Here is a 10,627-nt window from a genome sequence, read left to right as displayed (position 1 = left end):
GACGGCCGGCGGGGGAACTGGCCGGTCCGCGAGGGTCGCGGAGGCGCCGGCACCGGGCGGCCGCCCGCGACGACCTGTCGCGGGCGCCTCGCCACGGCCCCCCGTTACCAGTGGGCCGCGCCGGTCTCCCGGCTGCCGGCCCGGGATCAGTATGTCCGCTGCGAGTTGATTACGGACGCCGGACTGTTGACGATGCGTGCCTGTTCGAGGTGCCGCACCCGGTACGCCTGGGGAGTCTCCTCGTGCGCGGCCCGGAAGGCGCGGCTGAAGTGGGCCTTGTCCCGGAAGCCCCAGCGGCCCGCGATCAGCTGGATCGGCCGGTCGCGCAGGGCCGGGTCGGCGAGGTCGCGCCGGCACCGCTCCAGCCGCTGGTCCCGGATGTACGCCGCCACCGTGGTCTCCTCGGCCTCGAAGAGCCGGTGCAGCGACCGCACCGAGATGTGGTGCGCGTCCGCGATCGACTGCGGGCTCAGCGTGGCGTCCCCCAGGTGCTGGCGGATGTGGGAGCGCACCTGGGCCAGCAGCGCCTGGCGGCGGACCTCGGTGGGCACCGCGTCCTCGGACACCAGGTGCCGGCCGAGCATCATGGACACCAGGTCGAGCCCGATGCCGGCCAGCCGTTCGGCGTCGGCCGCGTGGTACTGCTCGGGGTGGCCGGTGATCCGGATGAGGTAGTCGGCGAGCAGCGCCCCGATCCCCTCGTTGCCGGGCATCCGGCCGGCGAACAGCGCGGCGAGCCGGCGGTGGGGCAGCGGCAGCGCGTCGTACGGGATGAAGGCCACGATCGAGCTGGGGTGCGCGAGCCCGTGGTGCTCGCCGTGGTGGCTGACCTCGTGCGGCCGGGAGCAGTCGTAGAAGGTGAAGTCGCCGGGGCGGCATTCGCTCCGTTGGCCCGCCTGGTCCGCCGTGCCGGTGCCGGTGAGGGTCAGCGCGAGCACGTAGTAGTCCGGGTCGGAGCGCTGGATCAGCTTCCGGCTCCGGACGCAGTCCAGCGACGGGTAGCGGTAGCGGACCAGCCGCATCCGGCCCAGGTCGATGGTGTCCGCCCGCGCCACGAAGTCGTCGGCGTGCTCGGTGCGTACCCGCAGGGGTGCGGGCGAGTCGGCGAGCATGTCCAGCCACAGCCCGAAGCGATCGGCTGCGGGCACCCGCTCGGTGTCGAGAATCATCCGGTTGAGCATCATTTCCATGCCACGACCCCCGTGTTTCGGTCACCCTCCATCCATGACGACGCCCCACGGAGGCCACAGTCTGCGGTCGTGGGGCGTCTGATATCCGTCATTGACGAGGATAACTTCACCTGCTAGGTCCGTCGGCATCGGCCGGTGTACCGGGCCGGGCGCGGGGTCGCGCCCCCGATCAGTCGTTCAGCACCTGCGCCAGCCGGTCCCGGAAGTGGCGCTCCGAGTCGCTGACCGCGTCGCCGCCGAGGCCCAGCAGGCCGCCGCTGGCGGCGGCGCCCACCACCTGCTCGGCGATCTCCACCAGCCAGTGCCGGTAGGCCCCGGCCTGCCCCTCGTCCACCTTGGCGGCCAGCAGCGTCGACGCCTGCGCGGCCCGGGCGAGCACGTCGTCGATCATCGCCGGCGGGTCGGCGGGCTCGATCACCGGCAGCTCCGCGCCGATCTCCGGGTCACCCACCCGGGCGACGACCTCGCCGGCGACGGCGGCCACCAGCCGGCTGGCCGATTCGCGTCCGGCCGCGATGGTTTCCAGCCCGGCGGCGTTCTCGGCCATGGTGCGTCGGGCGCCGTCGGACTCCGCCGCGCTCGCCGCGGTGAGGACGGACTGCGGCAGCCCGACCAGCAGCCCCCACTCGTCGTCGGAGAAACCGAACCCGGTGTACGCCGGCTGCTCGATCACGATCAAGCCCCTTTCGCCGTGGTGGTCGTGTGTCGACGGGCACGCCTGGCGTGCCCGGGTCAGGCTAGTCCAGCGTCAGTTGTCGCAGTGTCCACAGACCTCGCCCACCTGCTCGAGCGACAGATACTGGCCGAGCTTGCCCGGCCCGAGGCCGGTCAGCTCGCGCAGTTCCGCCCGGCTCCGCGGCTGCGAGCGCAGCAGCGCGGCGAGTTCGCGCAACTCCTGCTCGCCGGGGCGGTGCCGCTCGTTGAGCGTGGACGGTTTCATCAGTGGTCGGAGGTACCCCCGTCGATCACGGGCGAAACCGGACCGGGTGTCTGACGCGCCTGCTCGTCGACTCGGGGCGGACGCCGGGTTGATCGGGTGCGTCATCATGCCGCCCGGCTCAGCGCAGCCGGGGCAGCACGTCGCGCTGGTAGAGGTCGAGCAGGCCCTGCCAGTGCGGGCCGGTGTTGGTCACGTAGAGCTCGTCGTAGCCGGCCGTGGCGAACTTGTCGATCATCTCCAGGTGGGCGTCCGGGTTCTTGCCGCAGACGAACGACTGCTTCATCATCTCCGGCTTGACCAGCTGCGCGGCCTGCTCGAAGTGCCGCGGCGAGGGGAGCACCTGGGACAGCTCGCCGGGCATTGCCTCGTTCGGCCACTTCTCGTACGCGAGCCGAGCGCCCTCGTCCTCGCTCTCGGCGTACGCCGCCTTGAAGCCGGCCTGGCACGGCTTGTCGCCGCCGCCGCCGTCCCGGAACCGGCGGACCAGGTCGGCGTCGGGCTTGGTGCTGATGTAGCCGTCGCCGATCCGGGCGGCCAGGTCGATCGACTTCGGACCGAAGCCGGACAGGTAGACCGGCGGGGGAGTGTCCGGCAACGTGTAGATCCGGGCGTGCTGCACCGTGTAGTGCTCGCCGTAGTGGTTGACGAACCGGCCGCGCCACAGCTTGCGCATCACCTCGACCGCCTCCTCCAGCATCGCCAACCGGAGGTCGAGCTGCGGCCAGGGGCCGCCGAGGATGTGCTCGTTGAGCGCCTCGCCGGTGCCGACGCCGAGCACGAACCGGCCTGAGTGCAGCACCGCGCTGGTGGCCGCGGCCTGGGCGATCAGCGCCGGGTGGATTCGCATGATCGGGCAGGTGACCGCGGTGGTCACCGGCAGCGAGCAGACCTGGCTGAGCGCGCCGATCGTGGACCAGACGAAGGAGCTCTGGCCCTGCACGTCGAGCCAGGGGTGGTAGTGGTCGGAGATCCACAGCGCCGCGAAGCCGGCCTGCTCGGCGGCGCGTGCCTGGGCGAGCAGTTCCGCCGGGCCGTACTCCTCGCTGGACAGGAAGTAGCCGATCTTCATCACATCTCCCTCGCCGGGTGCCGGGCGCACCGTACGGACGACGAGAGCCGTACCCGGGAAGCTGGCGCGCGAACGCCGCGGGCTCCGGCGATCAGCGGCGGAACATCGCGCGGATGGCGAGCAGCAGGAGCACGCCGCCCACCATCAGGCCGAGCAGGCGTACGCCGGGAATGTCCGCGGCGGTGGTGGCGTCGGCGAGCAGCGCGGGGTGCATGGTCGCACTCTCCCATGGCGTGCCGGGGTGCGCCAGGCGCTAACAGTAAGGATTGTTGACTATTTCGGGAGGCGATGTGACCATGACACCACCGCCGGAGGCGGCGGGTCGTGGGGGAGACGGGGGTACGTGTGAGCGCGCGGATCGAGGGAGCGACCGGAGACCTGGCGGGTCTCGCCGCGGCCGTCCTGCAACCCGGATTCGTCGGCACCACCCCGCCGGCCTGGATCCGCCGGTGGCTCGGCGCAGGGCTCGGCTCGGTGGTCCTCTTCGCCCGCAATGTCGTCGACCACGATCAGCTCGCCCGCCTGACCGCGGCGCTGCGTGCCGAGCGGCCCGACGTGATCGTCGCGATCGACGAGGAGGCGGGGGACGTCACCCGGATCGAGTCCGCCCGGGGCAGCTCGCGACCCGGCAACTTCGCCCTCGGCGCGGTCGACGACCCGAAGCTGACCGAGGAGGTCGCCCGCGACCTGGGCGCCGAGCTGGCCGCCCTGGGAGTCGGCCTCAACTACGCCCCGGACGCCGACGTCAACTCCAACCCGGCCAACCCGGTCATCGGGGTCCGCTCGTTCGGCGCCCACCCGGCCCTGGTGGCCCGGCACACCGCCGCCTGGGTACGCGGACTCCAGGCCGGCGGGGTGGCCGCCTGCGCCAAGCACTTCCCCGGTCACGGCGACACCCACGTCGACTCGCACCACGACCTGCCCCGCATCGACGGCGACCGGGCCCGGCTGGACGCGGTCGAGCTGGCCCCGTTCCGGGCGGCGGTGGCCGCCGGGGCGCAGGCGGTGATGACCGGGCACCTGCTGGTGCCGGCGCTGGACCCGGAGCTGCCGGCCACCCTGAGCCCCCGGATCCTCGGCGGGCTGCTCCGCGATGAGCTGGGCTTCCAGGGGGTGGTGGTGACCGACGCGGTGGAGATGCGGGCGGTCGCCGACCGCTACGGCTTCGCCGGGGCGGCCGTGCGCGCCCTCGCCGCCGGGGCGGACGCCATCTGCGTGGGTGGGGAGCGGGCCGCCGAGGCGGACGCGGCGGAGCTGCGCGACGCCATCGTCGCCGCCGTGGTGGCCGGCCAGTTGCCCGAGGAGCGCCTGGCCGAGGCGGCGAAGCGGGTCGGCCAGCTCGCCGCCTGGACGGTCGCCGCCCGCGCCGACCGGCCGCCGGTGGCCCACGCCGGCAACGGCTCGGCGATCGGGCTGGCCGCCGCGCGCCGGGCGGTGCGCGTGGTCACCGGGGCGGCCGGGGCCGGGGTGCTACCGCTGGCCGGCCCGGCGCACGTGGTGGAGTTCGCCCCGCCCCGCAACATCGCCATCGGCGCGGAGACCCCGTGGGGGATCGCCGCACCGCTGACCGCGCTCGTCGCCGGCACCACCACCGTCCGGTACGCCGAGGGCGACACCCCGGCCGACCCGGCCGGCGGGGCGGTCGGCCGCCCCCTGGTGCTGGTGGTGCGGGACCTGCACCGGCACGACTGGATGCGGGCGGCGGTGGACCGCGCGCTGGCGGCCCGCCCCGACGCGGTGGTGGTCGAGCTGGGCGTCCCCGAGCTGGTCACCGGCGCGGTGCACGTGGCCACCCACGGCGCCACCCGGGCGGCCGGGTACGCCGCCGCCGAACTCCTCGCCGGCACCCGCTGATCCGGGCGTGGCCGGGCCGGCCGCCACCCGGCCGGGGCCTACGGCGCGGCGACCACCAGGTCGGCGTACTCGGCATGGCGCTCGATGAACCTGGCGACGAAGGCGCACTGCGGCACGATGCGGTCGCCGCGCTCGCGGAGCTGGTCCAGGGTGCCCCGGACCAGCGCCGCGCCCACGCCCATGCCCCGGTAGCGCTCGTCCACCTCGGTGTGCGTCAGGACCAGCACGCCGTTGCGCGGCAGGTACGCGGTGAACCCGGCCAGCGCGTCGTCGACCAGGATCTCGAACCGACGCTTGGCGGGGTCGTCCTCGACCAGATAGCTCACCCGGCCATTGTCTCCCCGGCGTCGGCCAGCCGGTCCAGTTCGGCCAGCAACCGGTCCACCTCCTCGGCCGTGTTGTAGTGGTAGACGCTGGCCCGGACCGCGCCGCCACTGTCCCGCAACCCCATGGTGCGGAAGTACTCGTAGGCGTAGTAGTCGCCGGAGGAGAGGCAGACGCCGGCCGCGCCCAGCGCCGCCGCCGTCTCCGCCGGGCCCAGCCCGGCCAGCCGGAACGACACCGTGGGGCAGCGCCGGGCCGGGGAGCCGTACACGGTGACCGCCGGCCGCTCGGCCAGGCCGGCGAGCAGCCGCTCGAAGACCGTCTCCTCGTGGGCCTGGGCGGCGGCCAGCCCGGCCCGGACCCGGTCCCGGCGGCTGCCGGTCGCCGTGGGGTCCAGGGTGGCCAGGTGGTCCACCGCGGCGGCCACCCCGGCCAGCAGCGGGAAGCTCGGCGTGCCGTACTCGAACCGATCCGGGACCGCGTCGGAGGAGGGCAGCAGCTTCGCCGGCCGCAGCGTCGCCCAGCGGTCCGGGTCGGCGACCATCGCCGCCAGGTGCGGCCCCGACCACTTGTAGGCGCTGGTGACCAGGAAGTCCGCGCCGAGCGAGGTCAGGTCGGTGGGGCCGTGCGGCACCGCGTGGACTCCGTCCACGCAGACCAGCGCGCCGGCCGCGTGCGCGGTCTTGGCGATCGCCGCGACGTCGGGCACCGTGCCGATGGCGTTGCTGCCGGCGGTCACCGCGACCAGTCGGGTGCGCTCGCCGACCAGGTCGGCGTACTGGCCGGCGGGCAGCTCGCCGGTCGCCGGGTCGAACTCGGCCCAGCGCACGGTTGCCCCGGCGGCCTCGGCCGCCTGCACCCACGGCCGGACGTTGGCGTCGTGGTCCAGCCGGGAGACGACCACCTCGTCGCCCGGGCGCCAGCCCGCGCCGAGCGTCCGCGCCAGGGTGTACGTCAGCGCCGTGGCGCTCGGCCCGAGCACCACCCCCTCAGGCTGGGCGCCGAGCAGGTCCGCCACCGCCGAGCGGGCGGCGGCGACCAGCTCCAGCGACCGCCGGCCGGGCGTGAAGGCGCTGCTCCGGTTGCCCGTCGCGGCCCGCATCGCGGTGGCGACCGCGGCGATCACCGGCTGGGCGGTCTGGGTGCCGCCGGCACCGTCGAAGTGGGCGAAGCCCTCGGTCAGCGCGGGGTAGGCGGCCCGGGTGCGGGCGATGTCGAACGGCATGGCGGGACCCTAACGCCCGCCGGAAACGATCACACGCCGGTGGCGGCGTGGCGATCGTCTCGTACCCTTGGCACGGTGACGAACCGACACGTTTCCCCCGCACTGACCCCCGTCCGCCGCGCCGGCGGCCTGCTGGCCGGCCTCGCGCTCGGCGTCGCGCTGCTGGCCGGTTGCAGCTCCGAGGGCGCCGACACCGACTGTGGGCTGGACGCCTGCACGGTCACCTTCGACCGGGGCGTCGAGGCCAGCGCCAGTCTCTTCGGCGTCGAGGCCAAGCTGGTCGGCGTCCAGGGTGACCAGGTGACCGTGGAGGTGGCCGGGGAGCAGCTCTCGCTCACCACCGGCCAGCAGGCCACCGAGGCCGGCGGCTTCCAGGTGACCCTGGACAGCGTCACCGCCGACCAGGTGGCCATCCGGGTGGCCCGTAACCCCAACGGCTGACCCGCGGCCACGGGCGGTGGTGGCCGACGTTTGGAGATCATGGCGGCGGGAGATTGTGCCGCCATGTCACTCACCCGGAACGCCGGCGCCACCGCCGTCCGGGCCGCCAACAGCCGGTGGCTCGAACTGTTGACCCGGGCCGGCTTCGTCGGCTACGGGATCCTGCACCTCCTCTTCGCCTGGCTCGCGCTCCAGATCGCCTTCGGTCATTCCGGTGAGGAGGGCAACCAGAACGGCGCGCTGCGCACCCTGGGTGCTCAGCCGCTCGGCAAGTTCCTGCTGGTGGCGATCGCGATCGGCATGTTCGCCATGGCGATCTGGCAGGCGTTCGAGGCGGCCATCGGCCACCGGGGCCTGCGCGGCCGGGACCGGTTGTTCGAGCGGATCGCGTCCGTGGTGCGTACCGTCGTCTTCGGCTGGCTGGCCTGGACCGCCGTCAAGGTTTTCCAGGACGCCAGCGCCAACGCCGCCGACCAGCAGCAGGCGCTCACCGCGAGGCTGATGGCCGGCACCGGCGGCCGGTGGCTGGTCGGCCTGGCCGGCCTGGTGCTCGCCGCCGTCGGCGTCGGCATGATCGGGTACGGGCTGAAGAAGAAGTTCGAGCGCAATCTCAAGATCGGGCAGCTGACCCCGAGGGCGCACACCCTGGCCCGCCGCCTCGGCATGGCCGGGTACGCCGCCCGGGGCGCGGTCTTCGCCATCGCCGGCCTGCTGATCGTGGTGGCCGCGGTGAAGTACGACCCGGCGAAGGCCCGCGGCCTCGACGCCGCCCTGCGTATCCTGCGGGACCAGTCGTACGGGCCGGTGCTGCTCACCCTCGCGGCGCTCGGCATCGCCGCCTTCGGCGTCTACTGCTTCCTCCAGTCCCGATACCGGCGGGTCTGATCCTGGTCGATACCGGGGCCGTCGGGCATTATGGGCCCTTTGCCCGAGCGTGCCCGGCTGGAGGGAGAGAGATCCGTGCAGAGCTACGTCGGAACGGCCGTCGCCGCGCTCGCCGCGGCGGCGGCCGCTCTGCTGCTGGTCGAGGTGGTGCACCGGGTGGCCCGCCGGCTGGGCCGGCGCTCGGTGCTGATGACCGAGCTCACCGAGCACTCGCACCGCCCGTTCCAGGTGGCCGCGACCGTGTTCGCCGGGCAGCTCGGCGTCCGCTTCGGCACCCTGTACGCGGTCGGCAGCCCGTGGCGTCAGGTCGTCCTGCACGTCCTGGTGCTGGCCGTGATCGTCGCCGCGGCCTGGCTGGTCGCCTCGCTGCTGGTGGTGATCGAGGACACCGCGCTGGCCCGGTTCCGGGTGGACGTGCCGAACAACCGGCACGCCCGCCGGGTGCGGACCCAGGTGGTGATGCTCCGCCGGCTCACCATCGCGGTGATCGTCATCCTGACCGTGGGCGTCATGCTGATGACCTTCCCCGCGGTCCGGGGCATCGGTGCCGGCGTGCTGACCTCCGCGGGTGTGGCGGCCGCGGTCGCCGCGCTGGCCGCCCAGAGCCTGCTGGGCAACGTCTTCGCCGGCCTCCAGCTCGCCTTCAGCGACGCGGTACGCCTCGACGACGTGGTGGTGGTCGAGGGGGAGTGGGGCCGGATCGAGGAGCTGACCCTCAGCTACGTGGTGGTGCAGATCTGGGACGACCGGCGGTTGATCCTGCCCACCTCCTATTTCACCCGCACCCCGTTCCAGAACTGGACCCGTACCGAGGCGGCCGTGCTCGGCACCGCCGAGTTCGACGTGGACTGGGCGATCCCGGTCCAGGCGATGCGGGAGGAGCTGCGCCGGCTCTGCGAGAGCACCGAGCTGTGGGACGGCCGGGTCTGCGTACTCCAGGTGACCGATGCCACCGGCGGCCTGGTCAAGGTGCGGGCCCTGGTCAGCGCCGCCGACGCCGGCAGCCTGTGGGACCTGCGCTGCCTGGTCCGCGAGCACCTGGTGGCCTGGGTACGCGACCAGCGCCCGGCCGCGCTGCCCCGGCTGCGTACCGAGGTGGGCGACGCCTCCGGCGCGCTGCCGTGGCAGGCGGTGCGGTCCCGGCGACCGGCCCCCCGGCTGCCCGAAGACGTGCCCGACGACGCGCGGGTCTTCGGCGGAAGCGATGACGGCGAGGCCCGCAGCGAGGTCTTCGTCGGCCCGGAGGAGCCCGTCGACGCCCACCGCTGACCGGACCGCTCCTGGAGCCCCCGGCCGCCCCCGGTGCCGGGGGCTCCCTCGCGTCCGCGGGCGGCGACCTCGGTGCCCGGGGCAGCCACCGGGGCGTCGCCTCCGCGCAAGACATTCCGCCCGCTGCGTTTGTCCGGCGCGTTTCGGGGGACCCGCGGCGCACGCCCCGGCTCGGGCTCGCCATCCCGGCGGCCCGACGTCCGGTGGTGCGCGGCCGGGCCGACCGGCCGTTCTCCGCGCAGGATTGACGGCCGGCGACTTCGGGCATACAGCGCGGGGATGATGAAAGGAGGACAGCATGGCTGACGTCGCGAGTCGCAGCACGTCCCGGAACGGGAGCGAGCCGTCCACCGCGGAGCTCATCCAGCGGGCCACCGAGCAGGTCTCCCGCCTGGTCCGGGACGAACTGGCGCTGGCCCGGGTGGAACTCACCCGCAAGGGCAAGCACGCCGGCATCGGGATCGGCCTGTTCGGCGGCGGCGGGGTGATGGCCCTCTACGGCGCCGGGGCGCTGGTCGCCACGGTGATCCTGGCGCTCGCGCTGGTCCTGCCCGCGTGGCTGGCCGCCCTGATCGTGGCCGTGGCGCTCTTCCTGCTCGCCGGGACTCTCGCCCTGGTGGGCAAGACGCAGGTCAGCCGTGCCGTCCCACCGGTGCCGGAGGCGACGGTCCGCAGTGTCCGGGCGGACGTCGACACCGTCGCCGCCGCGGTGAAGGACGGGAGACGGGGATGACCGGCAACGGACGCGGCGATGTGGAGGCGCTCCGTGAGGAGATCCGCCGCACGCGGGTGGAACTCGGTGAGACGATGGAGCTGCTGGCCGCCCGGGCCGACGTGAAGGCCCGGCTGCGGGAGTCTGCCGAGCAGGCGAAGGGACGCGTGCGCGAGCAGGCCGCCCAGGCCGTGGCTCGGGTGCGCGGGCAGGCGACGGCGAAGTCCCGGTTCGCCCGGGAGCAGGCGGCCGGGAAGGCCCGGATCGCCCGGGCCCGGGCGTCCGGGAAGGGCAGGGCGGTCGCGCCCTGGGCGGCCGTCGCGGCCGGCGCGGTGGCGACCGTGGTGGTGCTGCTGATCGTGCGCGGGAGGCGTAGGTGAGCAACAGGATCGGCAAGGTGGCGTACAAGCCCGTCGGGGTGCTGCTCGGGGTGGCCGCCGGTACGGTCGCCGGGGCCATCTTCCGGCAGGTCTGGCGGATCGCGGCGGGCGAGGGCGACGCGCCGAGCGCCACCGACGAGGAGCGGGGCTGGGGCGAGATCCTGGCCGCCGCGGCGTTGCAGGGGGCCATCTTCGCGGTCGTCCACTCGGCGGTGGCCCGGGGCGGGGCGGTCGGCGTACGCCGGCTCACCGGCCACTGGCCCGACTGATCAGTTACGCACGGCAGGCCCTCTTTTCGCCAGCGCGGGAAGGGGGCCTTTCGCACGGCTCGCACAGCC

14 protein-coding genes are annotated in these 10,627 nt (G+C 74.2%); 7 read left to right on the top strand and 7 right to left on the bottom strand.

Translation table 11 applies throughout. The features are described 5' to 3' along the window. Positions 1-146: 146 nt before the first annotated feature. From ACFYML_RS06145 to ACFYML_RS06125, 5 genes are all read right to left on the bottom strand, one after another. Positions 147-1,190 (bottom strand): helix-turn-helix domain-containing protein, encoded by a 1,044-nt coding sequence (locus ACFYML_RS06145; RefSeq protein WP_387419549.1) that lies wholly within the window; start codon positions 1,188-1,190, stop codon positions 147-149. Between the two features lie 169 nt (positions 1,191-1,359). After that, complete coding sequence (locus ACFYML_RS06140; RefSeq protein WP_387419548.1) at positions 1,360-1,863, bottom strand: hypothetical protein; 504 nt, start codon at positions 1,861-1,863, stop codon at positions 1,360-1,362. A 75-nt stretch (positions 1,864-1,938) separates the two neighbouring features. Beyond that, positions 1,939-2,130 (bottom strand): hypothetical protein, encoded by a 192-nt coding sequence (locus ACFYML_RS06135; protein WP_387419547.1) that lies wholly within the window; start codon positions 2,128-2,130, stop codon positions 1,939-1,941. Positions 2,131-2,248: 118 nt separating this feature from the next. Beyond that, positions 2,249-3,199, bottom strand: a complete 951-nt coding sequence (locus ACFYML_RS06130; protein ID WP_387419546.1) for a TIGR03557 family F420-dependent LLM class oxidoreductase — start codon at positions 3,197-3,199, stop codon at positions 2,249-2,251. A 91-nt stretch (positions 3,200-3,290) separates the two neighbouring features. Further along, a complete protein-coding gene (locus tag ACFYML_RS06125) occupies positions 3,291-3,413 on the bottom strand; it encodes a hypothetical protein (protein WP_387277701.1) in 123 nt (40 codons plus the stop codon). 131 nt (positions 3,414-3,544) lie between these two features. Between ACFYML_RS06125 and ACFYML_RS06120 the strand changes: the two genes are divergently transcribed. Continuing rightward, positions 3,545-5,053 carry a glycoside hydrolase family 3 protein gene (locus ACFYML_RS06120; protein ID WP_387277703.1) on the top strand — a complete coding sequence of 503 codons (1,509 nt, stop codon included), beginning with the start codon at positions 3,545-3,547 and terminating at the stop codon, positions 5,051-5,053. A gap of 38 nt (positions 5,054-5,091) precedes the next feature. Here ACFYML_RS06120 and ACFYML_RS06115 read toward each other — a convergent pair whose 3' ends face one another. Both ACFYML_RS06115 and ACFYML_RS06110 read right to left on the bottom strand, forming a co-directional pair. Further along, complete coding sequence (locus ACFYML_RS06115) at positions 5,092-5,379, bottom strand: GNAT family N-acetyltransferase (RefSeq protein ID WP_387277705.1); 288 nt, start codon at positions 5,377-5,379, stop codon at positions 5,092-5,094. Next, the gene (locus ACFYML_RS06110) at positions 5,376-6,602 is read right to left on the bottom strand and encodes a cysteine desulfurase-like protein (RefSeq protein ID WP_387419545.1); all 1,227 of its coding nucleotides are present in this window, start codon (positions 6,600-6,602) and stop codon (positions 5,376-5,378) included. The genes ACFYML_RS06115 and ACFYML_RS06110 overlap by 4 nt, the downstream gene beginning before the upstream one ends. A gap of 75 nt (positions 6,603-6,677) precedes the next feature. On the opposite strand from ACFYML_RS06110, the gene ACFYML_RS06105 reads away from it, so the two are divergent. From ACFYML_RS06105 to ACFYML_RS06080, 6 genes are all read left to right on the top strand, one after another. Then, on the top strand, positions 6,678-7,043 hold the full coding sequence (locus ACFYML_RS06105) for a hypothetical protein (protein WP_387419544.1): 366 nt from the start codon (positions 6,678-6,680) through the stop codon (positions 7,041-7,043). Between the two features lie 63 nt (positions 7,044-7,106). Beyond that, complete coding sequence (locus tag ACFYML_RS06100) at positions 7,107-7,928, top strand: DUF1206 domain-containing protein (RefSeq protein ID WP_387419543.1); 822 nt, start codon at positions 7,107-7,109, stop codon at positions 7,926-7,928. A 75-nt stretch (positions 7,929-8,003) separates the two neighbouring features. Beyond that, positions 8,004-9,197, top strand: a complete 1,194-nt coding sequence (locus ACFYML_RS06095) for a mechanosensitive ion channel family protein (protein ID WP_387419542.1) — start codon at positions 8,004-8,006, stop codon at positions 9,195-9,197. A gap of 298 nt (positions 9,198-9,495) precedes the next feature. Beyond that, positions 9,496-9,930, top strand: a complete 435-nt coding sequence (locus ACFYML_RS06090; RefSeq protein WP_387419541.1) for a phage holin family protein — start codon at positions 9,496-9,498, stop codon at positions 9,928-9,930. Continuing rightward, positions 9,927-10,289 (top strand): DUF3618 domain-containing protein, encoded by a 363-nt coding sequence (locus tag ACFYML_RS06085; protein WP_073839489.1) that lies wholly within the window; start codon positions 9,927-9,929, stop codon positions 10,287-10,289. Before ACFYML_RS06090 ends, ACFYML_RS06085 begins: the two co-directional genes overlap by 4 nt. Then, complete coding sequence (locus tag ACFYML_RS06080) at positions 10,286-10,558, top strand: DUF4235 domain-containing protein (protein WP_387419540.1); 273 nt, start codon at positions 10,286-10,288, stop codon at positions 10,556-10,558. Before ACFYML_RS06085 ends, ACFYML_RS06080 begins: the two co-directional genes overlap by 4 nt. Positions 10,559-10,627 lie beyond the last annotated feature (69 nt).

Source organism: Micromonospora sp. NPDC007230, from assembly GCF_042869115.1.
Lineage (GTDB): Bacteria > Actinomycetota > Actinomycetes > Mycobacteriales > Micromonosporaceae > Micromonospora.
The sequence above is the reverse complement of the archived record's forward strand: the minus strand, read 5'-3'. Positions and strand labels throughout refer to the sequence as shown.